Raw genomic sequence first — 26,935 nt, 5'->3', positions numbered from 1 at the left:
ATAGAACCGAATCAGGAGACAGAGATGGTCCAGAGAACCCCAGCACCGAATGACCTCGAGCCGATCGAGCGCGCCAGCAAGGATGAACTGCAGGCGCTGCAGCTCGAACGCATGAAATGGACGCTCAAGCACGCGTATGACAACGTGCCCCATTACCGCGCCGCTTTTGACGAAGCGGGCGTGCATCCGGACGACCTGAAATCGCTGTCCGACCTGGCCAAATTCCCGTTCACCGATAAAAAGGTCTTGCGCGACAATTACCCGTTCGGCCTGTTCGCCGTGCCGCGCGAGCAAGTGGTGCGCATCCACGCGTCCAGCGGCACCACGGGCAAGGCCACGGTGGTCGGCTACACGCAGAACGACATCGATACCTGGGCCAACGTGGTGGCGCGCTCGATCCGCGCCGGCGGCGGCCGCGCGGGCGACATGGTGCATATCTCCTACGGCTATGGCCTGTTCACGGGCGGCCTGGGCGCGCATTACGGCGCCGAGCGCCTGGGCTGCACGGTCATTCCGATGTCCGGCGGGCAGACGGAAAAGCAGGTGCAACTGATCCAGGATTTCAAGCCGTCGATCATCATGGTTACGCCATCGTACATGCTCAACATCATCGAGGAATTCACGCGCCAGGGTCTGGACCCGGCCGAATCGTCGCTGAAGGTGGGCATCTTCGGCGCCGAGCCATGGACGGACGCCATGCGCTCGGAAATCGAGGCGCGTGCCGGCATCGACGCCGTCGACATCTACGGCCTGTCCGAAGTGATGGGCCCTGGCGTGGCATCCGAATGCATCGAAAGCAAGGACGGTCCCGTCATCTGGGAAGACCATTTTTACCCGGAAATCATCGATCCGGAAACGGGCGAAGTGCTGCCGGACGGCGAAGAGGGCGAGCTGGTGTTTACCTCGCTGTCGAAGGAAGCGCTGCCCATCATCCGCTACCGCACGCGCGACCTGACCCGCTTGCTGCCGCCGACATCGCGCTCGATGCGCCGCATCGGCAAGATCACGGGCCGCTCGGACGACATGCTGATCATCCGCGGCGTGAACGTCTTCCCCACGCAGATCGAAGAGCTGATCCTCAAAATGCCGAAGCTGGCGCCACAGTATCAATTGGTGGTCACGCGCGACGGCCACCTCGACAAGCTGGAAGTGGTCGCCGAGCTGCGTATCGACCTCACTGCCACCATCTCGGCCAGTGAAACGGACGCGCTGGCGCGCGAGCTGGAACACCGCATCAAGACACACGTGGGCGTGAGCACGCGCGTGCGCCTCGTGGCCGCCGCCGGCATCGAACGCACCCTCACGGGCAAGGCCCGCCGCGTGGTTGACCAGCGCCCGAAGATTTTTTCCTGATAGCCCGCCCGAACAAGGAACCAGACATGAATGACGCTTTTATCTGTGACGCCGTACGCACTCCGTTTGGCCGCTATGGCGGCGCGCTGTCCAGCGTGCGCGCGGACGACCTGGGTGCGCTGCCGATTGCCGCGCTGATCGCCCGCAACCCGTCCGTCGACTGGGCCGCCATCGACGACGTGTTCTACGGCTGCGCCAATCAGGCGGGCGAGGACAACCGCAACGTGGGCCGCATGGCTGCGCTGCTGGCCGGCTTGCCGGCGGCAGTGCCCGCCAATACCATCAACCGCCTGTGCGGCTCCAGCCTGGATGCCGTCGGCATGGCTGCCCGTTCCATCAAGGCGGGCGAGGCGGAACTGATCATCGCCGGTGGCGTGGAAAGCATGACGCGCGCGCCTTTCGTGATGGGCAAGGCCGACAGCGCGTTTTCGCGCGCGGCGAAAATCGAAGACACGACCTTGGGCTGGCGTTTTGTGAACGGCAAGATGAAGGCGCAGTACGGCATCGACACCATGCCGGAAACGGCGGAAAACGTGGCCGTGGAATTTGGCATCAGCCGCGCCGACCAGGATGCGCTGGCCCTGCGCAGCCAGCAGCGCTGGGCGTCCGCCCACGCGGCAGGCGTGTTCGAGCGCGAAATCGTGCCCGTCGCCGTGCCGCAAAAAAAGGGTGAGCCGAAGATGGTCACCAGCGACGAACATCCGCGCCCCGACACCTCGCTGGACATGCTGGCAAAGCTCAAGGGCGTGGTCAAGCCGGACGGCACGGTCACGGCCGGCAATGCCTCGGGCTTGAACGATGGCGCCTGCGCCATCCTGCTGGCGTCCGCCGCCGCCGTCGACAAATACAAACTGACGCCGCGCGCAAAGGTACTGGGCATGGCCACGGCCGGCCTGGCGCCGCGCATCATGGGTTTTGGTCCATCGCCCGCGTCGCGCAAGGTGCTGGCGCAAACGGGATTGAGCATCGAGCAGATGGACGTGATCGAACTCAATGAAGCGTTTGCGGCGCAGGCACTGGCGGTGACGCGCGACTTGGGGCTGGCGGACGATGCGGCCCACGTAAATCCGAATGGCGGTGCGATCGCCATCGGCCACCCGCTGGGCGCATCGGGCGCGCGCCTGGTGATGGCGGCCCTGAACCAGCTGGAACGCACGGGCGGGCGTTATGCGCTGTGCACCATGTGCATCGGCGTGGGGCAGGGTATTGCCGTCGTTATTGAACGCGTATAAAAGCAGTATATAAAACAAGGTGCAAGATAGCACCACCCAATTTGACCGTAGTGCCAACCTGGTGGAGACCACAATGATTGCCAATATCTTCAAGAAAACCCTGATCGCCGGCGTGCTGGCCATGTCCGCCGTGGGCGCGTATGCGGCCGATAACATCAAGATCGGTTCCGTGCTGTCCGTCACCGGGCCTGCCGCCTTCCTGGGCGACCCGGAACTGAAAACCCTGCAGCTGTATATCGAGAAGATCAACGCGGCCGGCGGCGTCCTGGGACGCAAGCTGGAACTCGTGCATTACGATGACGGCAGCGATGCCGCCAAGGCCAACGGTTTTACCAAGCGCCTGATCGAGTCCGACAAGGTCGATGTACTGATCGGCGGCACCACCACCGGCGCGACGATGGCGATGGCGCCGCTGGTGGAGCGCGCCAGCATGCCGTTCATCTCGCTGGCCGGCGCCGTGGTCATCATCGATCCGGTCAAGAAATGGGTGTTCAAGACGCCGCATACGGATCGCATGGCGGCAGAGAAGGTGTTCGAGGACATGAAGAAGCGCGGTATCAGCAAGGTGGGCCTGCTGTCGGAAACGAGCGGCTTTGGCGCTTCGGGCCGCAAGGAATCGCAAATCGTCGCCTCGAAATACGGCATCACGCTGGTGGCCGATGAAACCTACGGCCCGAAAGACACGGACATCACGGCGCAGCTCACGCGCATCAAGAATACTGCTGGCGTGCAAGCCGTCTTCGTCTTCGGCCTGGGCCAGGGCCCGGCGGTCGTGACCAAGAACTATGGCCAGCTGGGGATGGCCGCGCTGCCGCTGTACCAGTCGCATGGCGTGGCGTCCGACGAATACCTGAAACTGTCGGGCAAGGCCGCCGAAGGCGTGCGTCTGCCGACGCCAGCCCTCCTGATCGGCGCCATGCTGCCGGACAGCGACGCGCAAAAGGCGATCGTCGTCGGCTACGACAAGACGTATAAGGACCGCTACAAGATCGACCCATCGACCTTTGGCGGCTATGCGCTCGACGCCCTGAACCTGTCGGTCGACGCCATCAAGCGCGCCGGCGGCACGGACCGCGACAAAGTGCGGGCGGCGCTGGAGTCGACCAAGGGTTTTGTCGGCACCACCGGCGTCTTCAACATGTCGGCCAAAGACCACATGGGCCTGGATCTGTCGGCTTTCCGCATGGTCGAAGTGAAGAACGGCGAATGGCAATTGTCGAAATGATGTAAGCCAGAAGTACCTGCGCGGGCCGCCCTCGAAGGCGGTCCGCGCATAGCCGAACATAATGGAGACACCATGGAAGTCGCACAATTTCTACAATTTCTGTATTCCGGGATGACGGTCGGTTCCGCCTACGCGCTGGCGGCGCTGGGCTTCACCATCATCTACAACACCAGCGGCGTGATCAATTTCGCCCAGGGCGAATTCATCATGCTGGGCGGGATGCTGGCTGCCGTGATGTCGGCCGCCGGCGTGCCGCTGCCGCTGGCCATCATCCTGGCCGTCATCGCCACCGGTATCGTTGGCCTGCTGATGGAAAAAACCGTGATCGAACCGGCGCAAAATGCACAGGTCATCACGCTCCTGATCATCACCATTGGCGCCTCGCTCGTGCTGCGCGGCCTGGTGCAAATCTGGCTGGGCAAGGACACGCATTCGCTGCCCGCGTTTTCCGGCGACGCGCCGATCGAATTCCTGGGTGCCAGCCTGCTGCCGCAAAGCCTGTGGGTGCTGGGCGTCACCGTCGTCATCGTGCTGGTGCTGGGCTGGTTCTTCGGCCGCACGCTGATGGGCAAGGCCATGCTGGCCACCTCCCACAACAAGCTGGCCGCGCAACTGGTGGGCATCAACACGCGCAAGGTGCTGCTGTTCTCGTTCGGCCTGTCGGCCCTGCTGGGCGCTGCCGGCGGCATCCTCGTTGCACCGATCACGTACACCTCGTATGACGCGGGCATCATGCTGGGCCTGAAAGGCTTTGTCGCCGCCGTCCTCGGTGGCCTGGGCGGTGGCGCGGGCGCGATTGCCGGTGGCCTGATCCTCGGCATCGCCGAAGCCATGACGGCCGGCTACATCTCGTCGGCTTATAAAGATGCCGTCCCCTTTGTGCTGATTTTATTGATCCTGTTCTTCCTGCCGCAAGGCTTGTTTGGCGCTAAAAATTCGGAGCGTGTATGAAGAGTTTCTTTGCCCGCTCACGCCACGGTGGCCTGTTGTTGCTGGCCCTGGTGCTGGCCATCCTGCCCCTGTTCCTCACCAATGCGTTCTACTATGACGTGGCGATTCGCATTGCCCTGAACGCCATCGTTGTCATCGGCCTGAACCTGCTGATGGGCTATACGGGCCAGATCAGCCTGGGCCACGCCGGTTTCTACGGCCTGGGCGCGTATGCGTCTGCCGTGCTGACCACGCACTACAACTGGCCGCCGCTGGCCGCGCTGGCCGCAGGAGCGGTTGCCACGGGCTTGCTTGCCCTGCTGCTGGCGCGTCCCGTGCTGAAACTCAAGGGCCACACCCTGGCCATGGCGACCCTGGGCCTGGGCATCATCATTTCCATCGTCATCAACAACGAGACGCAGTGGACGGGCGGCCCGGACGGCATCGGCGTGTCCGCCTTCTCGGTCGCCGGGCTAGAAATCGCCGGCGAAAAATCGTGGTACATCCTGTGCGCCGTGCTGCTGTTGCTGGTGACGTGGCTGGCCCTGAACCTGATCGATTCGCCTGTCGGCCGCGCGCTGCAGGCCATCCACGGTTCGGAAGTGGCGGCCCGCGTGGTCGGCGTCGATACGACCCGCTTCAAGGTACGCGTGTTCGTGCTGTCGGCCGTCATTGCCAGCATCGCGGGCAGCATCAGTGCCCATTACATCGGTTTCATCACGCCCAACCTGGCGGGCTTCTTCCACTCGATCGAGCTGGTGACGATGGTGGTTGTGGGCGGCATGGCGTCGATCTTCGGTTCCATCATCGGCGCGGCCCTGCTGACGATCCTGCCGCAGCTGCTGTCCAGTTTTGAAGGCTGGGAAACGGTGGTGTTTGGCGTGATCCTGATGGCGACCATGATCTTCATGCCGAAAGGCCTGGTGCCCAGCCTGGCCAGCCGTTCGCGCAAACGGGCAGGGGTGCCGCAGGCGCCCAGGGCCCCCGAAGGCGCGGCAAAACCACCGGCGCAGGAGGTATGAGATGTTGACGATTAACAATCTGAGCAAGAGCTTCGGCGGCGTGCACGCGGTGCAGGATGTGAGCTTTACCGTCAAGGAGGGTAATATCCACTCCGTCATCGGGCCCAATGGCGCCGGCAAGACGACCCTGTTCAACCTGATCACGGGCGTCTACACGCCGAGCAAGGGCGAAATCCTGCTCAATGGCGAGAACGTGGCCGCCATGCCGCCCGATGCGCTGGCGCGGCGCGGCATGAGCCGCACCTTCCAGAACCTGCAAGTGTGCATGAACATGACGGCCATCGACAATGTGATGGTGGGCGCGCATCTGCGCCTGAACCAGAATCTGTTCGCTTCCATGCTGCGTTTGCCGTCCGTGCGCCGCGCGGATGCGGCTTGCCGCGACGAGGCGGCGGGCCTGATGGAATTCGTCGGCGTGGGTCGGCATATCGATGACGAGGGGGGACAGATGTCGTATGGCGCCTTGAAGCGCCTGGAAATTGCCCGCGCGCTGGCGGCCAAGCCGAAAGTGCTGCTGCTCGATGAACCGGCCGCGGGCCTGAACCACACGGAAACGGGCGAGATCGAAGCGCTGATCCGCAAGGTGGCACAATCGGGCGTGACGGTGGTGCTGGTCGAGCATGACATGAAACTGGTGATGAATCTGTCGGACCATATCCTGGTGCTCGACTATGGCAAGAAGCTGGCCGAAGGGACCGCCGCCGAAGTGCGCGCCAATCCCGACGTGGTGGCGGCATATCTGGGGGTGGCGGCATGATGACAATGGAAAAACCTCAGACTCCGCTGGTGCTCGATATCGCCGGCCTGACCAGTCATTATGGCCGCATCCAGGCCTTGCACGGCATCGACCTGCAAGTTCGTCAGGGCCAGCTGGTGGCGCTGGTGGGCGCGAATGGCGCAGGCAAGACAACCCTGCTGCGGGCGATCTCCGGCGTGCAGCCGATCAGCGCCGGCAGCATCGCCTTCGCCGGCCAGGACGTCAGCCGCATGAGCGCCGACAAGCGCGTGCGCGCCGGCATCTGCCAGGTGCCGGAAGGGCGGCAAGTGTTCGGCCCCATGACGGTGGAAGACAACCTGCGCCTGGGGGCTTTTACACGCCCACCGCAGGACGTGGCCGGTGACATGGAGCGCATGTACGGCCTGTTCCCGATCCTGAAGGAAAAGCGCTTGCTGCTGGCCGGGACGTTATCGGGCGGACAGCAGCAGATGCTGGCCATGGCGCGCGCGCTGATGGGCCGCCCGCAACTGCTGCTGCTCGATGAGCCGAGCATGGGCCTGGCGCCGCTCCTGATCGCGGAGATATTCCGCATCGTGGCCGAGCTGCGCGACCAGGGCATCACCATCTTCCTCGTCGAGCAGAACGCGCACGCCGCCCTGTCGATCGCCGACGTGGGCTATGTGATCGAGACGGGCGCCATCACGCTGTCCGGTCCGGGGCCTGAATTGCTGCATAACGAGCAGGTACAAAGTGCCTATCTGGGCATGTGAAAATCCGGGGTCAGACCCATCGGGACCCGGCGTCCCCGTCTGACCCCAGCTCTACGTTGCGTTTAGAAATAGCTTGCGCAACATGTGTATTGGAAAGTGAGTATGGTCAAAGTCTACGAAATCAACGGCGTCACCCCCGTCGTCCACCCCAGCGCCTATGTGCACCCATCGGCCGTGCTGATCGGTGACGTGATCGTCGGTCCGCGCTGCTATATCGGTCCGCTGGCCTCGATCCGCGGCGACTTCGGCCGCCTGATCCTGGAGGAGGGCGCGAACCTGCAGGACACCTGCGTCATGCACGGCTTCCCCGGCTGCGACACGGTGGTCGAAGTCGACGGCCATGTCGGCCATGGTGCCGTGCTGCATGGCTGCCGCATCGGCCGCAATGCGCTCGTCGGCATGAACGCCGTGGTGATGGATAACGCCGTCATCGGCGAGGAATCCATCGTCGCGGCCATGAGTTTTGTGAAGGCGGGCATGATCGTCGCGCCGCGCAGCATGGTGGTGGGCACGCCGGCCAAGATCATCCGCGCGCTGACCGACGATGAAATCAAATGGAAAAGCTCGGGCACGGGCCAATATCACGAACTGGCCGTGCGTTCCATGCAGACGATGCGCGAGGTGGAGGCCCTGACGGAAGTCGAGGCCGGCCGCCAGCGCCTGAATTTCGAATCCGCCTTGCCGCTGCATTTGCACAAGAACGCAGCAGCGCAGTAAGCACGCAGTAAACCAACATAGGAGTAAACCACATGGCTCATATATCCACCCTGCAAAGCCTGATCGCCGGCCGCTGGCTGGGCGAAGGCGCTGCCGTGCCCTTGCACAGCGCCTTGAACAACCGCGTCATCTATCACACGCATGCGGAAAAGATCGACTTCGACGAAGCCGTCACGTATGCCCGCAAGACGGGCGTGCCGGGCCTGATGGCGCTGGACTTCCAGCAGCGCGCCGCGCGCCTGAAGGCGCTGGCCCTGTATCTGGTCGAGCGCAAGGAAGAACTGTATGCGATTTCGCACCTGTCGGGCGCCACGCGTGCCGACAGCTGGGTCGATATAGAAGGGGGCACGGGTACCCTGTTCGCCTACGCCAGCATGGGCAGCCACGAGTTGCCGTCGTCGAACGTGCTGCACGAAGGCCCGGCCATCGCGCTCGGTAAAAAAGGCGGTTTCGCCGGCACGCACATCCTGGTGCCGCGCGGCGGCCTGGCCGTGCACATCAACGCCTTCAATTTCCCCATCTGGGGTTTGCTGGAAAAATTCGCGCCCAGCTTCCTGGCGGCCATGCCCTGCATCGCCAAGCCGGCCACGGCGACCAGTTACCTGACGCAGGCCGTCGTGCGCATGATGCATGAATCGGGCTTGCTGCCGGCTGGCAGTTTGCAGCTGGTGATCGGTTCCACGGGCGACTTGCTGGACCGCCTGAATGGCCAGGATTTCGTGACATTCACGGGATCGGCCGCCACGGCCGCCAAGCTGCGCACGAATCCGAACCTGATCGCCCAATCCGTGCCCTTCAACGGCGAAGCCGATTCGCTCAATTGCGCCATCCTGGCTCCGGACGTCACGCCAGACGACGTGGAATTCGACCTGTTCGTTAAGGAAGTCGTGCGCGAGATGACGGGAAAATCGGGCCAGAAGTGCACGGCCATCCGCCGCATCATCGTGCCCGAGCACCTGATGGACGCCGTCGGCACGCGCCTGCGCGAACGCCTGGCCAAGGTGGTGGTGGGCGATCCGTCCATCGAGGGCGTGCGCATGGGCGCGCTGGCGTCAAAGGAACAGCAGAACGACGTGGTTGAACGGGTCGCCACCCTGTCGCAGGGTAATGAAGTGGTGTTCGGCGCGGCCGACGGTTTTAGTCCTTTGGGCGATGGTGCCCTTGACGGCAGCTTCTTCTCGCCGACCCTGCTGCTGTGCCGCGACGCCTTCGGCAACGATGCCGTGCATGACGTGGAAGCGTTCGGCCCCGTCAGCACCATGATGGGCTATAAGGACATCGATGAAGCGCTGGCCCTGGCCGCGCGCGGCAAGGGCAGCCTGGTGAGCACCCTGGTGACGCGCGATCCGAAGATCGCCGCGCGCGTGGTGCCGCAAGTGGCGGCCACGCATGGCCGCGTGCATGTGCTCGAGCGCGTGGCGTCCGTCGATTCGACGGGCCATGGCTCGCCGCTGCCGCAACTGAAGCACGGCGGCCCTGGCCGCGCGGGCGGCGGCGAAGAGCTGGGCGGCGTGCGCGCCGTGCGCCACTACCTGCAACGGGCGGCCGTGCAAGGCTCGCCGACCATGCTGGCGGCCATCACCGGCGAATACGTGCGCGGCGCGGACGTCAATGAAAGCCCGATCCACCCGTTCCGCAAGCACTTCGAGGACTTGAAGACGGGCGACTCGCTGCTCACGCACCGCCGCACCGTCAGCGAAGCGGACATCGTCGCCTTCGGCGGCATTTCGGGCGACTTCTTCTACATGCACTTCGATGAAATCGCGGCCAAGGAATCGCAGTTCGGCAAGCGCATCGCCCACGGCTACTTTGTGCTGTCGGCCGCCGCCGGCCTGTTCGTCTCGCCAGGCGTCGGTCCTGTGCTGGCCAACTATGGCCTGGACAACCTGCGCTTCGTCGCGCCGGTGGCGATTGGCGACACCATCCGCGCCCGCCTGACGTGCAAGCGCAAGGTCGACCGCAACCGCAAGGACGTGTTTGGCGTGGGCCAGGGCGTGGTCGCGTGGGACGTGCAGGTGACGAACCAGAACGAGGAACTGGTGGCCAGCTACGACATTCTGACCCTGGTGTCGAAGCGCGAGTAAGTCCGAGAGTAAGCGTCTCTGGCAGGATTGGTTTGAACGGCGCCGCCCGCGATCATCGCGCGGGCGGCGCTTTTTTTTATGCGGATTCTTTTCGTCTTGAATTATCCATAAGTGTATGAAAAATATAGCCTAAGTGTGGTTTTGCACGGCGTGCTATTTAGATAAACTCCTCTAGAACGCGTGCTTTTTTCATGGAAATGGGCGAATTCGCTCATTGCCTCAAGAAAACTTTCCAACGTAAAACCTTTTCTCTGTAGCATGGTTTTACTCACTGGTCACGCCGCCATGGACGCCCAAGGCGATGGCGGCGCGAAAAAAACGGACCCGGCCTTTTACGGCCGGTGAGCCATCGACCGCGAGTCCCATTCCACGATTAACGTTCACCGCTACGGGTATTTAATTACTATGAATAAACACGTCCTGATTTTCCTGCTGGCCATGCCCCTGGCCATCAGCCATGCCTATGCCGAAGAGGCCCCTGGTCCCGCGGTCAAGATCAGCGGTTACGGCACCGGCGCCATGACCATGGCCGATACCGACAGCGCGCAGTTCGCGCGCCCGAACCAGGCTGCCGGCGCAGGCCGCACCGCCCGCACAGGCGTCGATTCCAACCTGGGCTTGCAGGCCAATGTCACCGTCAATCCCTGGCTGTCGGCCACCGTGCAAGGGCTGGCGCGCAAGGATGGCGAAGACGATTTTGGCGCCGAACTGGCGTGGGCCTTTGCCAAGGCCAAGGTATCGGACAGCTTCAGCGTGCGCGTCGGCCGCATGGGCCTGCCTGTCTTCATGATTTCCGATTACCGTAACGTCGGCTATGCCAACACCATGCTGCGTCCGCCCGGCGAAATGTATTCGCAGGTTCCCCTGAACAGCATCGACGGCATCGATGGCACCTACCAGTTCAGCGCGGGCGACACCAGCATCACCACGCAGCTGGCGCTGGGCCGCACCAAGGCCACCCTGGCCACGGGGCCTGATTCGACCGTGCAGGTGGAAGGCAAGTCCATCGTCGCCCTTAACGTGGTGGCCGAACATGGTCCCGTCACCGTGCGTTTCGGCCGGGCCGAGACCAAGCTGACGATCAACGATTCGCCCAGCCTGAATACCTTGATGGGCAGCTTGCGTGCGGCCGGCAGCGGCTACAGGATCGCCCAGTTGGGCGCCCTGGCCGATGCGCTGGAAGTCAAGGACAAGAAGGCATCGTTTACGTCCGTGGGCCTGGGCCTGGACTGGAACAATGTGCTGCTGCAGTCCGAATATGCGAAGCGCAAGACGGACAGCTATGTCAGCGACAGCACCTCGTGGTACGTGATGGGCGGCTACCGCATCGGCGCCTTCCTGCCGTACTACAGCCACGCCAGCCTGAAGGCCGATGGCCGCGTGAACAACACCGTGCCCGCATCCTGTCCTGCCGGTTATCCAGCCGCCTGCACGCCGACCTTGCGCGCCCTGTCGGCCGGCGTCGACACCCTCGCATATATGCGCAATCAGCTGGAGCAATCGACGGACAGCATCGGCGTGCGCTGGGACTTTCACCGTTCGGCCGCGCTGAAAGTGCAGATCGACCGCATCAAGCCGAAGAATGGCCCGGGCCTGTTCGTGCAAGCCAAGCCGGGTTTCCATGGCCCCGTCACGGTGGCTGCCGCCGCCATCGATTTCGTTTTCTAAGGAGCGCCGCATGAAACCATTGATCTTGAATGTGGCTGCCTTGCTGGCGCTGTCGACCGCTGTTCCCGCCATGGCCGAAGTGGTCGTGGTGGTCAATCCGAAGAGCGCCGCCGGCGCCATGACGAACGAACAGGTGGCGCAATTCTTCCTCGGTAAATCGACGGCCATGACGCCGGTCGACCAGCCGGAAAGCGCCCCCGTGCGCGCGGAGTTCTACAAGAAGGTGACGGACAAGGAGCCGTCGCAGGCGAAGGCCCTGTGGTCCAAGCTGGTTTTCACGGGCAAGGCGACCTTGCCGAAGGAAGTGGCCAATAGCGCCGACGTGAAGAAGGCCGTGGCCGCCGATCCGAAAGCCATCGGCTATATCGAGAAGAGTGCCGTCGACGGCACCGTCAAAGTGGTGCTGACGACGCCATAAGGCCGCCATGACGGCATGCGGCGACGCATGCCGTCTTTTGCACGAGATAACATCAGGAGACAGCAATGAGCATCAAACGCAAGATATGGGCGCTGCCTGTCGTCTCGGCCGTGATTTTCGGGCTGGGGCTGGCCGTCAGCGCCTACCTGTCCACGGCCACGCTCAATTCCATCCACGCCACGGAAAGTGCCGACTATCCCGTGCTCGACATGGCCAAGTCGCTGACCCTGGACGTGGCCGCCGTCGGCGACGCCCTGCGCGATGCCGTCAGTGAAGGCGACAAGGAGCGTATCGGGCAAGTCGGCGGCCAGGCTGTCAAGCTGCGCGCCAGGCTGGGCGACTTCGCGGCGATCCCTGGCCAGCGCGAGCAGGGCCTGCGCCTGGCCAGGGAATTCGATGCCTACTATGCGCCGGCCCTGAGTGCGGCGCGCATCATGCTGGAAATGGAAGAGGGCGACCCGCAGGCGACCGTGGCGCGCATGCAGGGGGCGCTGGCGGTGCTCAACACGGACCTGGCAAAGACCAACGAACAGGCGCAATTGCAATTCAAACAGGGCATCGAACGCAGTGCGGCCAATGTGCGCAATGCGCTCAATACCAGCATCGCCGTGGCGCTGGCCGTCATCGTCTGCCTGGTGGCCGTGTCGCATTTCGTCGTGCGCGCCATCTGGCAGCAGCTGGGCGGCGAACCCGAATATGCGCGCCAGATCGCGCGTGCCGTGGCCGATGGCGACCTGTCGATGGAGATCGCCACCGAGGCGGGCGACCAGGCCAGTCTGCTGGCGGCATTGAAGGAGATGCGCGGCCGGCTGGCCGGCATGGTGTCCGGTATCAAGGCGTCGGCCGAAACCATCCAGGTGGCCAGTGCCGAAATCGCCCAGGGCAATGCGGACCTGGCCGCGCGCACGGAATCGCAGGCGGGCAGCCTGGATCAGACGGCGCGCAGCATGGACAGCCTGACCTCCACCGTGCGCGACAACGCCGCCAACGCGGGCCAGGCGCATGAACTGGTGGTGTCGGCATCTTCGGTTGCTGTGAAGGGCGGGCAGGTGGTCAGTCAGGTAGTCACCACCATGGGCGAGATCAACGATTCGTCCAAGCGCATCGTCGACATCATCGGCGTCATCGACGGCATCGCCTTCCAGACGAATATCCTGGCCTTGAATGCGGCCGTGGAAGCGGCGCGCGCGGGCGAGCAGGGGCGCGGCTTTGCCGTGGTGGCGTCCGAAGTGCGCAACCTGGCGCAGCGCAGCGCGGCAGCGGCGCGGGAAATCAAGCAATTGATCGGCGATTCGGTGGCCAAGGTGAATGTCGGCTCGAAGCTGGTCGACGAGGCGGGGCTGACCATGGGCCAGATCGTCGACTCCGTGAAAAAGGTGGCCGACATCATGGCCGAGATCAGTACCGCCAGCCAGGCGCAAAGCGCCGGCATCGGCGATATCGGCGTGGCCATTGGCAGCATGGACCAGATGACGCAGCAAAACTCCGCGCTGGTGGAAGAGGCGTCGGCGGCCGCCGAATCGCTGCAGGAACAGGCCGTGCAGCTGGGCACGGCGCTGGCCGTGTTCAAGCTGGCGCAGGGAAGCGCTGTGTCGGATTACGCGCAGGGCGCTGATCCGACCTGCCTGGCATTGCGGTGATACCAGCTTGACCTGCCTGGCATGGCGTAGGTTGGATTAGCGCAGCGTAATCCAACCCAAGGGCATCTGCTTACGCGTGCAAGCCGAACGGATCATCGATGCTGTGCGCCGGCTGCGTGAACCAGCGCGGACCGTCATCCGTCATGTAGAAATGGTCTTCATGGCGGATGCCGAATTCGCCGGGGATGCAGATCATCGGCTCGTTCGAGAAGCACATGCCCACGTCGAGCGGCGTCGTGTCATTGCCCACCAGGTAAGGCCACTCGTGGATATCGAGGCCGATGCCGTGGCCCGTGCGGTGCGGCAGGCCGGGCAGCTTGTAGCCGGGGCCGAAGCCATCCGCCTCCAGCGAGACGCGCGCGGCGCGATCCACGTCGCCGCAGGGCACGCCCAGCTGCGCGGCCGCGAATGCGGCGGCCTGCGCCGCCTTTTCGCTGTTCCATACGGAGCGCTGGCGCTCGCTGATGGCGCCAAACACATAGGTGCGCGTGATGTCGGAGATGTAGTTCATCACCTGGCAGCCCGTATCGATCAGCACCGTATCGCCCATTTTCAAGGTTTGTACGTAGTTGACGCCATGCGGGTAGGCCGTCGCTTCGCCGAACAGCACGATGCAAAAATACGAGCGGGGCGCGCCCACCTTGCGGTGCGCGCGCTGGATGAATTCTTCCACTTCCACCGTCGTGATGCCTTCGTACAGCATGCTGGCCGTGGCCACGTGCACGGCCAGGGTCATGTCCATTACGCGCTGCATCAGGGCGATTTCCGCCGGTGACTTGCGGCTGCGGCAGTACGCGGTGACGGCGCGCGCGTTTTCCAGCGCGTAGCCGGGAGCCAGCGGCTTGATGCCGTCGTAGATGAAGAAGGCGGCGCTTTCGCAGATGCCCACGCGCGGCGGCGCAGCTTCATCCTGAGCTATCCCCATGCGCGCCAGCACGTCGACGAACAGCTGGTACGGGCTTTCATGCTCTTCCCAGCAATTGACCTTGCCTTCGATGAGCATGAAGCCTTGCAAGGTGCTTTTCTCGAAGGCGGGGGCGATGTATTCGATCTCTCCGCTGGCCGGCAGGATGGCGCCCACCATGCGTTCGCTGGCATACCATTTGGTGCCAGTGAAATAGGTGAGATTGGCGCCCGCGTTCAGGTAGACGGCGGCGATGCCCTGTGCGCGCATGAATGCCTGCGCCTTGGCGATGCGTTGCGCATGTTCGTCCTTGCCGATGGCAACCATGCCGCCCGTCATGTCCGACAGCGATGCCAATGCCTGTTCGATGGAAGTGCCACCTATGCTCATGCCTGCTCCTTTGCTCGATGCTGAATATGGAATGCGGGCATGATATCAGTTTGCGCCTTTCGGCTTGAGCCCGGGCGCGCCGCCGGCGGCATCGGGCGGGGCCAGCACCAGGTCGTGCGGATACGTGAAGTGCCAGTCCGCGTAGCGCTGCTTGCGGCGCAGGCTGGCGTCTTCGTCGAGAAAATTGTCCTGCTTGATGGGGAGCTGTGGCGACAGCGAATGGATGCCGACGATGCGTCCCTCCTGCCGCAGCACTCCCCATTCCGCCTTGCCCGTGACAGGGTCCGCATACAGGCGGCGCAAGTGCCGCCGGGCGTTGGCAAAGCGCGGGTCGCGCAGCAGTTCCTGCAAGGTCAAGGGATAGCGGGGCCGCCCGTCGCCCGGCGTGCTGTCGTAGTAGCGGCCCAGCGCGTTGCGGAATTCATGGCCGATGAACAGCAGCTCACGCTCCTTGTCGCGCCGCGCTGCCGTGGCAAACAGTTCGCTGGCCAGCACCAGGCCCACGCCCATGAAAGCGACCAGCATCAGGGTCCAGATATACGCGAAGCCCCGTGCGCGGCGTTGAAAATCAGAGCTGCTCAAAGGGGATGCCCTCGCGCGTCTTGCCCTTGGCGCCGCTGCGCACGTCGGCCACGCCGCCGATCTCGCCATTGGGCGAAGGGATCAATTGCCAGGTGGCGCTGGACTCCGTGACGGGGTCCAGCGGCACGCTGCGGAAGTAATGGTGGGTCACGAGGTCGTCCAGGGCGGCCGGATACTCGCCCTTGTCGGCATAGTATTTATCCAGGCCGCTCCTGAGCACTTGCAGGTTTTCCTTCAGGGCGACTTCCTTCGACTTTTCCACGGAACCGAAATAGCGGGGAATGGCGATCGTCAGCAGCAGCGAGATGATCGCCAGCACCACCAGCAGTTCGACCAAAGTAAAGCCGCGGCGTGAGATAGAAGCGGGCATCAAGTTCACCATTGATTGAGCGGCACGCCGTTCAGGCCCACCTTGGTCGAGCGCGAGGCGACGTCGAACACGTCCTCGCCTTCGCTGGGATTGTCGGGCGGCGAGGCATAGGCGCGCTTGCTCCAGCTGTCGGCGGCGCTGCCTTCTTCCCTGGGCTGGAACGGGTCGCGTGGCAGACGGCGCAAAAAATAGATGTTCTGCTTCGAGACGCTGCGCTGATCGGGCACCCCCTCGACCAGTTCCTCGAGTTTTTTCGGATAGCCAGATCCTCCCAGCGACAGCTTGATGCGGCCATTGTCCGAAGCGCGCTTGTAGGCATCGATGGCCTCGCGCATCTCGATCAGGGCGCTGCGCAATTGCTGTTCCTTCGCCCGTTGCAAGGCCACCTGCGCCATCGGCACGGCCACCGTGGCCAGGGTCGCCATGATGGCCAGGGTGATCATCAGCTCGATGAAGGTAAAGCCCCGCTCTTTCACTGGCCACCCTTGACAGTGGCCTTGTCGCCGGCGGCAGGCGCTTCGTCGCCACCCGTCATGGGCGAGCCGGTGCGCGGCGCGGCCTGTTCTGGCGCGGCGATGGCCTCGGGGGAGCCGCCCACGCTGGCGCGGCCGCCCACGGATGTCTCGGTGCCGGAATTGAATTCGGCCGTCGTCAGGTCCGGGCGGCGGATGCTGCGCAGCAGGCGCGGCGTGATCGACAGTACGATCTCGCTGCGCATGGCGTCGTCCTTCTGGCTGCCGAACAGGCGGTTCAGCACGGGCAGCTCGCCCACGCCGGGCACCTTGTTGGCCGTACCCCGGTCTTCGTCGCTGATCAGGCCGGCCAGCACCTGTGTCTCGCCATCCTTCAGGCGCAGCACCGTGGAAGCGCTGCGCGTGCCGATCTGGTAAGCCTGCGTGCCCGTCTTGCTGATCACTTCCTTGACGACGTTCGACACTTCCAGGTTGATCTTGATGGCAACTTCGTCGTCCAGGTAGACGTTCGGTTCGACGTCGAGCTTCAAACCCACGTCGATGTAGTTGACGCTGTCGGAACTGACACCGTTATTCGTCGTGACGGTAATGACGGGCACGCGGTCGCCGATGAGGATCTTCGCCTTTTCCTTGTTGCGCACGCGGATGCGCGGATTGGCCAGGATATTGCTGTCGCTGTCCGTCTTGTTGGCGTTCAGGGTGACGCCGCCGATGCCCAGGTTGATATTGTCGCCATTGATGCGGTGCAGGTCGGCCACTTTCAAGCCACCGAGTCCTCCCGTGCTACCTGCGACGCCGGCCAGTGTCAGGCTGGCCTGGTCCGGCCAGCGCACGCCCAGTTCCATCAGGCGCGTGCGCTTGACTTCCAGCACCTCGACTTCCAGCATCACTTCCGGGTCGGCAAGGTCTTGCACGTTGATGATGCGTTCGGCCATGCGCACCATTTCCGGTGTATCGCGCAGCATGATGATGCCCAGGCGTTCATCGGTGACGACGTCCTTGGCCTTGAGCAGGGTCTTGATGGAGAACGCCACCGTCTTGACGTCGGCATTGGCGAGGAAGAAGGTGCGCACCACGAGCTGCTGGTAATCCTTCACCTTTTGCGGCGTGTTCGGGTAGATCGTGATCGACTTGTCGCTGGTGACGCTTTGTTCCAGCTGGTTGGCGCCCAGCAGCATGGCAATCGCCTCTTCGATGCTGGTGTCGCGCACGGAAATGGTGGCGCGCAGGGCGGGATCGACTTCCTTGTCGAAGACGAAGTTCAGGCCCGACACCTTGCTGATGAAATCGAACACGGAACGCAGCGGCGCGTCGCGAAATTCCAGGGTGACTGGTTTCCTGTAGGCGGCCGCCAGCTTGCCGCCGGCCGGCAGACTTTTGGATTGCGCCTCGCCGATGCGGCTTTTCAGGGCCAGCGCCTCGCGCTGTGCGGGGCGCTCCTGCAGCACCTGGCGCAGGGCTTCCTGCGCCTGCGCGATATTCGCTTCGCCGCCGCGCTGGTAGCTGGCCTGCGCTTCCTGCACCAGCTTGCGGTGCCGTTCATCCTGTGCCACGCCGGCCAGGCCCCGCTGCGCCACGTCGTTGCTGGCGTCCAGCGCGAGCGCCTGCTGGTACAACGCCTGCGCTTCGGGCAGCTTGCCCTGCTGGCGCAGCGCCTCCGCAGCGCCATTCAGCTTGTTCAGCGCGCGCATCCTGCCATTCGTGACGGCAATACGGTACTTGGCGTTGGTCGGCTCGGCCTGCGCCGCCTGTTCCAGCAGGGCCAGCCCCTGTTCCGTGCGGCCCGCGCCCAGCATGGCCTGGCCATCGTTATAGGCCTGGTTGCCGGCGCAGGCGGCCAGCAGGGACAGCACCGGCAGCAAGGTGAGGATAGTACGAGACATACGTGCGGCGCGTCGTTTCAATTTAGGTCCCCTACGGCGAGTGTCTGTTTCAGGTTGAGCGGCAGATAGGTAAATTGCAGAGAACCCTGCACCACGCCATCGAAGCGATAGCGCTCTTCGAGCGTGTCGCCGGGGCGCGCCACCACGTTGCGTTCGCCCGCCTGCAGGAAGTAGGCGGCCTTGCCTTCGTCGATAAAGCGGCCCAGGAATTGAAATGGCAGCGGTGGCGGCGCGTTTGCATCCACGCGGGCTGCGGGTAGTGCCGCCTGGGCTGCCTGCTGGTCGAGCATGATCTTCTTCGGCGTCTCCGGCTGCCAGCTCTGCTTGGCGAACAGGGTCGCTGCTTCGTCGTCATCGAGCCCCCGGCGCGGTTCGATGGCCAGCGCACGATTGGTTTGCGCAACGGCGGCTGCGGCGAGGGGGGCTGGTGCCACCCGCTCCACCTGGCGCGTGGTGGCCGTGGCCGGTCCCACGATGCTGCCTTCATCCTCGGGCGCGAAGAGGGCGGCCAGCAAGGTCGCCACGGCGGCGCCTCCCAGTACGGCTTTTTTCATCGGCGCACCTCCGCCTTTTTCACCAGCAGGATGAACTGGATGCGCGCGTCGATCTCGCCCGCCTCGATCTGCTCGCGCTTGAACAGCACGGAGTCGAGCGTCAGGGTGGGCAGCGCCTGCAGGGCATCGACGATAAAGGTCTGCAGCTGCGCGTATTCGGCTTTGACGGGCAGCGTGATCTGGTAGCGCAGGAAGGCCGTGTTGCCATCTTCCTGCGGCTTGTAGTCGGCCTTGGCCAGGGTGACACCGCTCTTTTGCGCCACTTCCAGCAAGGCCTTCAATTGGTCGGGAATGCTGTCATGCGCGGGCAGGTAGGCGTGAAAGGCGGCCAGGCTGTCCGCATCGGCATCGAGCGTGATGGGTGCCGGCGGCAGCGCCGACTGTCTGGCAGCAGCGGCCAGTTGCGCCGCCAATTGCTGCTGGCGTGCGGCCAGCGCATCGCCCTGCTGCATGGCGAAAGCGGCCAGCGCCAGGCAGGCCGCGCCGAGGGCGCTGGGCCAGCCGAGGGTGCGCCACAGCCGTTGCGCTTCCCACGCCAGGCGCGGCGGCATGCGCAGCTGCAGGCGCGCGCGGGCCACGGGCGTGCTGGCGTTGAATACGGGTTTTATTGCCGCCATTGCGCCTCCAGCTGAAAACGGTAAGGGTGTTCGGGGGCGTTCGCGTTCATTTCATGCTTGAGCAGATACACGGAGCTGAACATGGGCTGCTGGTTCAGGAAAGCCAGGTAGTTGAGCATGTCCTGCGGCGTTTCCGCCTCGGCGGCGATTTTCAGGACGCTGGCGCCATCCTGTCCCTGCTGCGCGTTCAGGTCCAGCCCCAGCAAGGCCACGCGCACATCGCGCGGCGCCTGCACGGTTTTGACCAGGCGGGTGACGGGCAGGTTAAGCTGGCGCACGGCGGCGGCCACCTGTTTCAGTTCGATGTCGCGTTCGCGCTGCTGGCTGGCGGACAAGGGCGCGCGCACGGGACGCGCGGGCTGCAGCTGCGCCAGCTGCGCTTCCAGGCGCCGCGTTTCCTGCGCCTGCACCAGCCAGTACACGGCGGCAGGCAGCAGCAGCAAGCCGCCCGCCAGGCACAGGGCCAGGCGCCAGCCCTTGAACGTCTGCACTGCGCCGGGCGCCAGCAATTCCAGGCGGCTCAGGCCCATGCGGCCTCCCGCATCAGGTGAGCGGCGCCGGCCACGGGAAGGGACTGGAAGCGCGCCGGCAGCTCGTCCTGCGGCATGCCGCTCAAGTCGAGCAGCGCCACGTGTTCGATCGCGTCCAGCTGTGGTGCGCGCAAGTTCCAGCGCCGCCACGCCCGATCCAGTTCGTCGCCCCAGGCGGCGCCGCAGGACTGGCTATGCAGACCCGTGATGCGCCCGCCGCTCGTCGTTGCCAGCAGCAGCCGTCCCGCTTCCACCAAGGCGAAGGCGGAAGGTTTGCCGCCGGCGATGCTGCGCCAGGCCGGCCCGACGATGGGTTCGAGGGACAGGCAGCGCCGTCCATGCGCGGCCGCCGCATCCTGCACGCCTTGCAGCAGGGCCGCATCGATGCCGCAGGCCAGGCGTGGCTTGCCATAGGGCGCATCGTCGGCAGCCAGGCGCCAGGCGCGCGCGCCATCGCCGTAGACGGCAGCGAACTGGCTATGCAGGAAGCGCTGCGCGCTGGTTCGGTCGAGCAGGGCGCCGCTCCACGGCACCATCAGCATGGCGCACCAGCGGCTGGCCAGGCTGACGGCCAACGGCAGTTTTTTTTCATTGTGCTGTTCCAGCCAGCCGCGCAGGGCGGCCAGCGCCACTTCCCAGCTGGCGTCGGGGTTCGCAATGGGCAGGTGGAAGGCGCTGTCGGGCACGGGACGGCCGGCGCGGCGCAGCACGCCGTGCAGCCCGTGCGGCGCCAGGTGCAGGCACAGGGTGGCGCGGGTAAGGCGTTCAATAAGTGACACGATTGAGCTCCGCTAAAGTGGTTTCGCCGCGCCGCACCAGGTCCAGGCCCGCTTCGCGCGCCAGGCGAAAGCCGTTGCGCGCCGCTTCTTCCTTCATCTGGCTCAAGGGCGCCCGCGTGCAGATCATTTCGCGCATGGCGTCGCTGAGCATCAGCACTTCGGCGACGGCCTTGCGGCCCTTGTAGCCGGTGCCGCGGCAGTGGCCGCAGCCCTTGCCGGCCATGAAATGCCAGTCCTGCACCTGGTGCAGGGCCAGGCCGCTGTCGCGCAGCTGCTGCGCATCGGCCAGCACCTCGGCGCTGGCATCGACGGCGCAATGGGCGCAATTGAGGCGCAGCAGGCGCTGCGCCACGATGCCGTTCAGGGCCGCCGCAAAGCTGTAGGCATCGACGCCCATGTGCAGGAAGCGCCCGACCACATCAAAGACGTTATTCGCGTGCACGGTGGTAAACACCAGGTGGCCCGTGAGTGCGGCCTGCACGGCGATCTGCGCCGTCTCGTCGTCGCGGATTTCGCCGATCATGATCTTGTCGGGATCGTGGCGCAGGATGGAGCGCAGGCCGCGCGCGAACGTCAGCCCCTTCTTTTCATTGACGGGGATCTGCAGCACGCGCGGCAAGCGGTATTCGACGGGGTCTTCGATGGTGACGATCTTGTCGCGGCCCGTATTGATTTCCGTGATGGCCGCATACAGCGTGGTGGTCTTGCCGGAACCGGTGGGCCCGGTCACCAGCAGCATGCCGTGCGGCTTGGCGGCCAGGCGGCGTATCTGCTCGATGGCGTCCTCGTTCAGGCCCAGGCTTTCCAGGCGCAGCGCTTGCGCCGCTTCCGTCAGCGCGCGCCGGTCCAGCAGGCGCAGCACGGCGTCCTCGCCAAAGATATTCGGCATGATGGAGACGCGAAAGTCGATCTCCGCCCCTTTCACGCGCACCTTGAAGCGGCCGTCCTGCGGGATGCGGCGCTCGGCGATGTCGAGATCGGCCATGACCTTGATGCGCGAGATGATCTGCTCGGCCATCGCCAGTCCCTGTACCTGGCCCGCCTGCACCAGCACGCCGTCGACGCGGTATTTGATGACCAGGCTGGCCACGTCGCATTCGAGGTGGATGTCGCTGGCCTGGAATTTCAGGGCATCGTAGATGGTGGAGTTCACCAGTTTCACCACCGGGCTGCTGTCTTCGCTGATGCGGATCAGCGAGATATCCTCGATACTCTGGTCCAGGCCCGGCACGTCATCCCCATGCTGCATTTCCTGCATCGCCTGCTGCACGCTTTCCTGCTGCAGCAGATAGGCGGCCAGGTCGTCCGGCTGCGCCAGCGCCACCGTGAAGGGCGTGGACAGGGCGAAGTCGGCCCACTGCAGCAGGTCTTCCGCAAACGGGTTGCCGACGACGAGCACGGGCGGCGCGCCGGGCACGCCCGGCTGCAGCAGCACGCAGTCGCGCTGGGCGCAATCCGTGTAGGGCAGCAGGGCAAAGGCGGGCAAGGCGGCTTGCAGCTCGGCCATCGTCCAGGCCGGGTAGCGAAACAGGGCGGCCAGCTGGCGCAAAAAGACTTCGGGCGGCAAGGCCGCCGTTTCCTGCAGCACGGCCATCCGCGGGCGGCCCTGTTCCAGCGCGCTGGCGTGGGCCCGGCGCAGCATGGCAGCATCAAGCACGGCCCGTTCTTCGTCGCGCGCGTTCATGGCAGGCACCACATGGTAAAAACCGTCACGATAAGCTCCCGGCCAGTTCAAAGATCGGCATGTACATCAGCACCACGACGCCGCCGATGACGACGCCGATGATGGTCATCAAGAGCGGTTCGAGCAGACGCGAGGCCCAGTCCACCCAGCGGGCGAATTCCTCGTCGTGGAATTTGGCCGAGCGTTCCAGCATGTCGCCCAGGCGGCCCGTGTTCTCGCCCACTTTCAGCAGCGATTGCGCCACCGGCGTGGCCATGCCGGCGTGTTCCAGCGCGGTGGAAAACGGCATGCCCTCCTGCACCGCGCGGCGCGCCTGCGCCAACTGCTCCTGCTGCGCCGGCAGCAGCATGGGCGCGACCATGGCCAGCGCCTTGTGCAGGGGGATGCCCGCATGCAGCAGCAGGCTGAGAGCCCGGTAGAAGCGGGCCAGGCGGAATTCGGCAGCCTTCTCCGCCAGCACGGGCAGGCGCAGCAGGCGCAAGACCAGGGCCTGGCGCGCGCCGGCATTGGCGATGCCGAAGACCACGGCGGCCACCACGGCGGCCAGCGCGCTGGCGCACAGCAGCGGATGCGCGGCCAGGGTCTGGCCAAAGCCGAGCAGCATTTGCGACATCCAGGGAATCTCGCGGCCCGAGCTTTCGTAGACGACGCTGAATTTGGGCACCACGTAGCCGAGCAGGAACAGGGTCACCAGGCCGCCGACGACGAGCAGCATGCACGGGTAGATGGCGGCGGAAATGAGTTTCTTGCGGATGGCGTCGAACTGCAGCTGGTAGCCGACGAAGCGCGCCAGCGCCTCGGGCAGGTTGCCCGAGCGTTCGGCCGCATGCACGGTGGCGATGTAAATGTCGGGGAAGATGTCGGGGAAACCGGCCAGGGTGTCGGAAAAGCTTTGCCCTTGCTGCAGGGTGAGCACGATGGCGGCCAGCGTGGCCTTTGCGCTTGGCCGCGTTTCCTTGTTATGCAGGGTGGCCATGGCCTCGCCCAGGTTCAGGCCCGCTTCGAGCAGGGCCAGCAGCTCCTGGCTGAATTGCAGCAGAGGCAGGCCCTGTTTGCCGGGACGCAGCGCGACGCCCGTCTCCTGCGCAGCGCCAGCGTCGACGGCCAGCACGCGCCAGCCGCCGCGCACGGCCGCGCGGATCGCTTCGGCCTCGCTGGCGGCGTCGATGGCCAGCGCCTGGCTGCCCGCCGGGCCCTGCACCTGAAGGTGGAACTGCATCGTCGGCTCAGGCGAGCATGGCGAGGGCCTGGGGCGTGAAAATGGGGTAAGCGGAAGAAGGGAATGCGCGTGCGGACAAGGTCGAAGTAGGCATCGGTCAGGAACAATCCAAAAAAAAATTCAATTCGTCGCGGGTACCAGCAGCAGGCAAGATGCAATCACTGCCTCAGGGTAGACTGGAATTGCCAGGAAATCAATCGTGCCGTGCGGGCAAGCCTTGTCGCGATGGCTTGCCCGCATGTTCAGCCGCTTACTGGGTGACCAGGCTGACCTTGTCGATCACGAACGAGGTTTGCAGCGATGCGTCCTCGGTCGCGGCAAACGAGATCTGCACGGTCTGGCCCTTGTAGGCGATCAGGTCAAACGTGCGGATCTGGTAGCCGGCAGCCTTGTTCACGTTCGAGTACGAGGCCAGGGTGCCCAGCACCGTGCCGGCGCTGTTCTTCACGGTGACGACCAGCTTGTCGTACACGGTATTGCCCGTTTCCGCCGTGTCGATATGCAGCGCGAAGGTCAGGCTGGCCGAGGTGGCGGCGGCCGGAATGGCCACGCTTTGGGTCAGCGATTCGCTGGCCGTGGTGCCATTGCCGCCCAGCCAGGCGTACTTCGTGCCTTCGTACGCGGTTTGGCCCGTGAAGGTGCCGATGGCGCCCGTGGTGCCGCTCCAACCCGTGGCGCCGGACTCGAAGCCGCCGTTCGTCACGCGTTCGGTGGCGCTGCTCGTGCCCACCGTCAGCGTGGCGTTGTTCGACGTGGCCGTTACGGCAGGCGAGGACGAATCCGTCACCGTGGCCTTGAAGACGGCGCCGCTGTCGGCCGCTACGGTCGTGAAACTGTAGGCGGGCGACGTGGCGCCGCTGATCACGGCGCCGTTGCGGTACCACTTGTAGGTGTACGGTGCCGTGCCGCCGCCCGCGCCCACGGCGAACGAGGCGGTGGCGCCCGGTGCGACGGTGATGCTGGCCGGCTGGCTGGTGATGGTCACCGCGCCGCCCGTCGTCGATTCATCGACGTCGGCGCCCACGTTGATGGCCGCATACGCGCGCTTGACGGCGATCGCCTCGGCGCTGCCCACGCCATACAGTTCCTCGGCTGCCAGCAGCACCTTGTTGCGCGCGTCGGCGTAGTTGGTCGACGAAGTGAACTTGGTGGTGGCGGCCTTGAACCAGATGCGGTAAGCCTTGTCGCTGCCGATACCGGTCATGGCCAGCGGGCTTTTGTTCAGGTAGGAGCTGTAGTAGTCGCTGCTGGACGTGGAGTTCGACCCTTGCGACAGGAAGTAGAACATGCGGTTGTTCGGGCCGCTGCTGTAGTGGACGTCGAGGTTCTTGATGGTGCTGCTCCACGCATTCGGGCTGCTGCCATCCTTGCTTGGCTTGTACAGCCAACGCAGCGGCTGGCCATTCTTGGCGATTTCCTTGCCCGTCATCCAATCGTTGCCCGTGTTGGGGATCGTGGTGCCCGTGCCGCCGGCGCGCGCATACGCTTCCACCATTTCACCGGCGATGTCCGAGCTCGATTCGTTCAAGCCGCCCGACTCTTGCGAGTAGATCAGGCCCGAGGTGGCGTCGGTGATGCCGTGGCCCATTTCGTGGCCGATCACGTCGATGGAACCGAGGTTGTTGAACGAGCTGCCGCCGTCGCCGATGTACATGCACTTGCAGCTGCTGTCGTAGTAGGCGTTGTCGTAGGCCGTGTTGACGTGGGCGGCGATGTGGGTAGCCGTGTTGTTGCCGTCCAGGCTGGACCAGCCCAGCACATTCTTGTGCGTGTCGTAGGTGTTCATCAGGCCCCACATCGCGTTCACGGCCGCCGTCTGGCCATTGGCGTTGGTGGTGCTGCCGCCGTTGATGTATTGCTGGCCGTCGCCCCAGGTATTGCTGGTGCTGCTGTACACGCTGCCCGAGCTGGTGCCGTGATTGGCATTCGTGATGGCCATGCCGCCGAAGCTGCCGCCCGTGCCGCGGCTGGGGTCCTTCATGGTGTAGGTGCTGCCCGTGAGCGTGGTGTTGAGCGGTACCTGGCCGTTGTACTGGCTGTTGCCGATGCCGGCCACGGTTTTCAGGGCTTTCCATTGACGCAGGATGCGGCCATCCTTGGCGCTGACGACGGTGTCGTAGTAGACGGGCTTGTTACCGCTGATCATGCGCGTCTGCACCAGATAGGCCAGCTCGTAGTGGTCGACCACGTCCTGCACGTCGAGGGCGTTCAACGCGGCTTCCGATTTGTTCTCGGCGCCGGCCACGCGCACGGTTTTCATGACGGGGTAGATCAGCAGTTGCGCATGCGGCGGCACGTGGTCGACGGCGCGCACGCCAATGCTGTCCACGGCGGCGGCGATGGCTGCCGCCGCGCTGATGGCGGGCGTGGTGTCGATATCGGTGGTGGCGCTGCGGGTGACGGAATTGACACCGCCGCTACCGAGGCCGGAAGCGCGGTCCGACACGGATTCGCTGACGATGTCGCCGGCGCTGTTGCTGACCACGACCGTTTCGGAACCGAAGACGGGCAAACCCTTGTAGGTGTGCTGCACGCGGCTCACGCGTGTGCCGCTGACGCCAGGATGCTGGGCGCCGACGGCAAAGCCATGTTCGGTATTCAGGCCGCGGCTGCGCGCCTGCGCAGCCAGCTTGTTGACCAGGCTGGCGGTCTCTTGTGGAGAAGCCAGGGCGACCGGGGCGGCCATCAGGGTCTGTGGCAGCGGCGTGGCGGCGTCTGCCGTGGTAGCCATCAGCGGCAGGGCGGCGATGGATGCGGCAACTATCGTCAAACGTAAATTCATTTCTGCTCCATGGTATCGGTTAAGGAAATGGTGAATGAGCTGGCCGCGATGCCTGATGGCCACCCCGGCGTGCCTGACAGGCGGATAGCCTGCCGTTTTGTGGTGGCATGACGCCGGGTAGGGGGACACTAAACTTGTCGATATCGCCATGTCAAAAAATTCAAGAAATGGGTCACTACGCGAATTTTTGTTAAGAATTGAACATTTATCGGTGCTACATCAGCGCAAAGTTTGATCTACCACAAGCTGTAACTTTTGTTTTGGACTACTTCCCCTAATGGCGCGTTCTGTTGGAAAAACACTGTTGCATTTTCTAAATGTTGCGATCTACACTAGGTATTCGCGTGGCCCCAACGGACCAGGCGAAGACAAAAAAAGCGCACGCGGCAAT

24 protein-coding genes are annotated in these 26,935 nt (G+C 64.4%); 12 read left to right on the top strand and 12 right to left on the bottom strand.

All coding sequences use genetic code 11. From position 1 onward, the window contains the following. Positions 1-24: 24 nt before the first annotated feature. From paaK to CSQ92_RS17480, 12 genes are all read left to right on the top strand, one after another. The gene (paaK, locus tag CSQ92_RS17535) at positions 25-1,353 is read left to right on the top strand and encodes a phenylacetate--CoA ligase PaaK (protein WP_070254579.1); all 1,329 of its coding nucleotides are present in this window, start codon (positions 25-27) and stop codon (positions 1,351-1,353) included. Positions 1,354-1,379: 26 nt separating this feature from the next. After that, positions 1,380-2,585 carry a 3-oxoadipyl-CoA thiolase gene (gene pcaF, locus CSQ92_RS17530; protein ID WP_099394908.1) on the top strand — a complete coding sequence of 402 codons (1,206 nt, stop codon included), beginning with the start codon at positions 1,380-1,382 and terminating at the stop codon, positions 2,583-2,585. Between the two features lie 73 nt (positions 2,586-2,658). Continuing rightward, on the top strand, positions 2,659-3,810 hold the full coding sequence (locus CSQ92_RS17525; protein WP_034780388.1) for an ABC transporter substrate-binding protein: 1,152 nt from the start codon (positions 2,659-2,661) through the stop codon (positions 3,808-3,810). Positions 3,811-3,882: 72 nt separating this feature from the next. Next, positions 3,883-4,761, top strand: a complete 879-nt coding sequence (locus CSQ92_RS17520; RefSeq protein ID WP_034780386.1) for a branched-chain amino acid ABC transporter permease — start codon at positions 3,883-3,885, stop codon at positions 4,759-4,761. Then, a complete protein-coding gene (locus tag CSQ92_RS17515; protein ID WP_099394907.1) occupies positions 4,758-5,762 on the top strand; it encodes a branched-chain amino acid ABC transporter permease in 1,005 nt (334 codons plus the stop codon). The genes CSQ92_RS17520 and CSQ92_RS17515 overlap by 4 nt, the downstream gene beginning before the upstream one ends. A gap of 1 nt (position 5,763) precedes the next feature. Beyond that, positions 5,764-6,519 (top strand): ABC transporter ATP-binding protein, encoded by a 756-nt coding sequence (locus CSQ92_RS17510; protein ID WP_099394906.1) that lies wholly within the window; start codon positions 5,764-5,766, stop codon positions 6,517-6,519. Further along, positions 6,519-7,250 (top strand): ABC transporter ATP-binding protein, encoded by a 732-nt coding sequence (locus CSQ92_RS17505; protein ID WP_099394905.1) that lies wholly within the window; start codon positions 6,519-6,521, stop codon positions 7,248-7,250. Before CSQ92_RS17510 ends, CSQ92_RS17505 begins: the two co-directional genes overlap by 1 nt. Positions 7,251-7,352: 102 nt before the next feature. Next, complete coding sequence (gene paaY, locus CSQ92_RS17500; protein ID WP_099394904.1) at positions 7,353-7,967, top strand: phenylacetic acid degradation protein PaaY; 615 nt, start codon at positions 7,353-7,355, stop codon at positions 7,965-7,967. A gap of 32 nt (positions 7,968-7,999) precedes the next feature. After that, positions 8,000-10,051, top strand: coding sequence for a phenylacetic acid degradation bifunctional protein PaaZ (paaZ, locus tag CSQ92_RS17495; protein WP_099394903.1), 2,052 nt, complete (start codon positions 8,000-8,002; stop codon positions 10,049-10,051). Between the two features lie 405 nt (positions 10,052-10,456). Further along, complete coding sequence (locus tag CSQ92_RS17490; protein WP_099394902.1) at positions 10,457-11,719, top strand: hypothetical protein; 1,263 nt, start codon at positions 10,457-10,459, stop codon at positions 11,717-11,719. Between the two features lie 10 nt (positions 11,720-11,729). Further along, positions 11,730-12,137: a hypothetical protein gene (locus tag CSQ92_RS17485; RefSeq protein ID WP_070281618.1), complete on the top strand. Its 408-nt coding sequence runs from the start codon at positions 11,730-11,732 to the stop codon at positions 12,135-12,137. Between the two features lie 65 nt (positions 12,138-12,202). Then, positions 12,203-13,777 (top strand): methyl-accepting chemotaxis protein, encoded by a 1,575-nt coding sequence (locus CSQ92_RS17480; protein WP_092607645.1) that lies wholly within the window; start codon positions 12,203-12,205, stop codon positions 13,775-13,777. A 70-nt stretch (positions 13,778-13,847) separates the two neighbouring features. Here the strand turns inward: CSQ92_RS17480 and CSQ92_RS17475 are convergent, their stop codons facing one another. The 12 genes from CSQ92_RS17475 to CSQ92_RS17420 all read right to left on the bottom strand — a co-directional run bounded on the left by CSQ92_RS17475 (position 13,848) and on the right by CSQ92_RS17420 (position 26,544). Then, positions 13,848-15,071 (bottom strand): M24 family metallopeptidase, encoded by a 1,224-nt coding sequence (locus CSQ92_RS17475; protein WP_099394901.1) that lies wholly within the window; start codon positions 15,069-15,071, stop codon positions 13,848-13,850. Positions 15,072-15,116: 45 nt separating this feature from the next. Then, the gene (locus tag CSQ92_RS17470; RefSeq protein WP_244517464.1) at positions 15,117-15,653 is read right to left on the bottom strand and encodes a type II secretion system protein; all 537 of its coding nucleotides are present in this window, start codon (positions 15,651-15,653) and stop codon (positions 15,117-15,119) included. After that, positions 15,640-16,023 (bottom strand): type II secretion system protein, encoded by a 384-nt coding sequence (locus tag CSQ92_RS17465; protein WP_099389305.1) that lies wholly within the window; start codon positions 16,021-16,023, stop codon positions 15,640-15,642. Before CSQ92_RS17465 ends, CSQ92_RS17470 begins: the two co-directional genes overlap by 14 nt. 5 nt (positions 16,024-16,028) lie before the next feature. Next, complete coding sequence (locus CSQ92_RS17460; RefSeq protein WP_257219256.1) at positions 16,029-16,499, bottom strand: type II secretion system protein; 471 nt, start codon at positions 16,497-16,499, stop codon at positions 16,029-16,031. Beyond that, positions 16,496-18,379, bottom strand: a complete 1,884-nt coding sequence (locus CSQ92_RS17455; protein ID WP_099394900.1) for a secretin and TonB N-terminal domain-containing protein — start codon at positions 18,377-18,379, stop codon at positions 16,496-16,498. The genes CSQ92_RS17460 and CSQ92_RS17455 overlap by 4 nt, the downstream gene beginning before the upstream one ends. Positions 18,380-18,396: 17 nt before the next feature. After that, positions 18,397-18,933, bottom strand: a complete 537-nt coding sequence (locus tag CSQ92_RS17450) for a hypothetical protein (protein ID WP_099394899.1) — start codon at positions 18,931-18,933, stop codon at positions 18,397-18,399. Beyond that, positions 18,930-19,550 (bottom strand): type 4a pilus biogenesis protein PilO, encoded by a 621-nt coding sequence (gene pilO, locus CSQ92_RS17445; protein WP_099394898.1) that lies wholly within the window; start codon positions 19,548-19,550, stop codon positions 18,930-18,932. Before pilO ends, CSQ92_RS17450 begins: the two co-directional genes overlap by 4 nt. Then, positions 19,538-20,080, bottom strand: coding sequence for a hypothetical protein (locus CSQ92_RS17440; RefSeq protein ID WP_034780361.1), 543 nt, complete (start codon positions 20,078-20,080; stop codon positions 19,538-19,540). The genes pilO and CSQ92_RS17440 overlap by 13 nt, the downstream gene beginning before the upstream one ends. After that, complete coding sequence (locus CSQ92_RS17435) at positions 20,071-20,859, bottom strand: hypothetical protein (protein ID WP_099394897.1); 789 nt, start codon at positions 20,857-20,859, stop codon at positions 20,071-20,073. Before CSQ92_RS17435 ends, CSQ92_RS17440 begins: the two co-directional genes overlap by 10 nt. Beyond that, on the bottom strand, positions 20,846-22,543 hold the full coding sequence (locus tag CSQ92_RS17430; RefSeq protein WP_099395095.1) for a GspE/PulE family protein: 1,698 nt from the start codon (positions 22,541-22,543) through the stop codon (positions 20,846-20,848). The genes CSQ92_RS17435 and CSQ92_RS17430 overlap by 14 nt, the downstream gene beginning before the upstream one ends. Before the next feature lie 25 nt (positions 22,544-22,568). After that, positions 22,569-23,762 (bottom strand): type II secretion system F family protein, encoded by a 1,194-nt coding sequence (locus CSQ92_RS17425; protein ID WP_099394896.1) that lies wholly within the window; start codon positions 23,760-23,762, stop codon positions 22,569-22,571. A 250-nt stretch (positions 23,763-24,012) separates the two neighbouring features. Further along, complete coding sequence (locus tag CSQ92_RS17420; RefSeq protein ID WP_099394895.1) at positions 24,013-26,544, bottom strand: M4 family metallopeptidase; 2,532 nt, start codon at positions 26,542-26,544, stop codon at positions 24,013-24,015. Positions 26,545-26,935 lie beyond the last annotated feature (391 nt).

It is taken from the genome of Janthinobacterium sp. BJB446 (genome assembly GCF_002735655.1).
Taxonomy (GTDB): domain Bacteria; phylum Pseudomonadota; class Gammaproteobacteria; order Burkholderiales; family Burkholderiaceae_D; genus Janthinobacterium; species Janthinobacterium lividum.
The sequence above is the reverse complement of the archived record's forward strand: the minus strand, read 5'-3'. Positions and strand labels throughout refer to the sequence as shown.

What these genes read in the sequence shown, in the direction of transcription:
- paaK (WP_070254579.1), top strand. Translation starts at nt 25, where the DNA reads ATGGTCCAGAGAACCCCAGCACCGAATGACCTCGAGCCGATCGAGCGC.
- CSQ92_RS17510 (WP_099394906.1), top strand. Translation starts at nt 5,764, where the DNA reads ATGTTGACGATTAACAATCTGAGCAAGAGCTTCGGCGGCGTGCACGCG.
- paaZ (WP_099394903.1), top strand. Translation starts at nt 8,000, where the DNA reads ATGGCTCATATATCCACCCTGCAAAGCCTGATCGCCGGCCGCTGGCTG.
- CSQ92_RS17430 (WP_099395095.1), bottom strand. Translation starts at nt 22,543, where the DNA reads ATGAACGCGCGCGACGAAGAACGGGCCGTGCTTGATGCTGCCATGCTG.
- CSQ92_RS17440 (WP_034780361.1), bottom strand. Translation starts at nt 20,080, where the DNA reads ATGGGCCTGAGCCGCCTGGAATTGCTGGCGCCCGGCGCAGTGCAGACG.
- CSQ92_RS17475 (WP_099394901.1), bottom strand. Translation starts at nt 15,071, where the DNA reads ATGAGCATAGGTGGCACTTCCATCGAACAGGCATTGGCATCGCTGTCG.
- CSQ92_RS17420 (WP_099394895.1), bottom strand. Translation starts at nt 26,544, where the DNA reads ATGAATTTACGTTTGACGATAGTTGCCGCATCCATCGCCGCCCTGCCG.
- CSQ92_RS17515 (WP_099394907.1), top strand. Translation starts at nt 4,758, where the DNA reads ATGAAGAGTTTCTTTGCCCGCTCACGCCACGGTGGCCTGTTGTTGCTG.
- pcaF (WP_099394908.1), top strand. Translation starts at nt 1,380, where the DNA reads ATGAATGACGCTTTTATCTGTGACGCCGTACGCACTCCGTTTGGCCGC.
- CSQ92_RS17425 (WP_099394896.1), bottom strand. Translation starts at nt 23,762, where the DNA reads ATGCAGTTCCACCTTCAGGTGCAGGGCCCGGCGGGCAGCCAGGCGCTG.
- CSQ92_RS17480 (WP_092607645.1), top strand. Translation starts at nt 12,203, where the DNA reads ATGAGCATCAAACGCAAGATATGGGCGCTGCCTGTCGTCTCGGCCGTG.
- CSQ92_RS17465 (WP_099389305.1), bottom strand. Translation starts at nt 16,023, where the DNA reads ATGCCCGCTTCTATCTCACGCCGCGGCTTTACTTTGGTCGAACTGCTG.
- CSQ92_RS17490 (WP_099394902.1), top strand. Translation starts at nt 10,457, where the DNA reads ATGAATAAACACGTCCTGATTTTCCTGCTGGCCATGCCCCTGGCCATC.
- CSQ92_RS17485 (WP_070281618.1), top strand. Translation starts at nt 11,730, where the DNA reads ATGAAACCATTGATCTTGAATGTGGCTGCCTTGCTGGCGCTGTCGACC.
- CSQ92_RS17505 (WP_099394905.1), top strand. Translation starts at nt 6,519, where the DNA reads ATGACAATGGAAAAACCTCAGACTCCGCTGGTGCTCGATATCGCCGGC.
- CSQ92_RS17520 (WP_034780386.1), top strand. Translation starts at nt 3,883, where the DNA reads ATGGAAGTCGCACAATTTCTACAATTTCTGTATTCCGGGATGACGGTC.
- paaY (WP_099394904.1), top strand. Translation starts at nt 7,353, where the DNA reads ATGGTCAAAGTCTACGAAATCAACGGCGTCACCCCCGTCGTCCACCCC.
- CSQ92_RS17450 (WP_099394899.1), bottom strand. Translation starts at nt 18,933, where the DNA reads ATGAAAAAAGCCGTACTGGGAGGCGCCGCCGTGGCGACCTTGCTGGCC.
- pilO (WP_099394898.1), bottom strand. Translation starts at nt 19,550, where the DNA reads ATGGCGGCAATAAAACCCGTATTCAACGCCAGCACGCCCGTGGCCCGC.
- CSQ92_RS17455 (WP_099394900.1), bottom strand. Translation starts at nt 18,379, where the DNA reads ATGTCTCGTACTATCCTCACCTTGCTGCCGGTGCTGTCCCTGCTGGCC.
- CSQ92_RS17525 (WP_034780388.1), top strand. Translation starts at nt 2,659, where the DNA reads ATGATTGCCAATATCTTCAAGAAAACCCTGATCGCCGGCGTGCTGGCC.